The organism is Bacillus sp. X1(2014), from assembly GCF_007678255.1.
On record NZ_VEED01000083.1, the window covers coordinates 1 to 263 of the forward strand.

Below are 263 nucleotides of genomic sequence, written 5' to 3' on the forward strand. Positions count from 1 at the left end.
CTGCTACATTCGGTTTAAACATCGAACAAACGGCAGCAATTGCTCAAATATTTGCAAATAACGGTATCAAAGCTTCTATGGCTGGTACTGCATTACGTGCCGGATTATCTCGTTTAGCTGCCCCGCCGAAAGAAGCAGCTAAATCATTATCAGCATTAAATGTAACTGTAAAGGATTCACAAGGTAATTTAAAACCAATGAATGAAATTATCGGTCAATTACACGATGGGTTCGGGAAGTTAACTGACGCTCAACAAATCGCT

The 263-nt window shown here is 39.9% G+C and carries 1 protein-coding gene; it reads left to right on the plus strand.

Features of this window, described 5'->3' with window-relative positions:
* Nucleotides 1-263, plus strand: a 263-nt coding sequence (locus tag FS608_RS29900) for a phage tail tape measure protein (RefSeq protein ID WP_144556160.1), incomplete at both ends; no start/stop codon positions are given.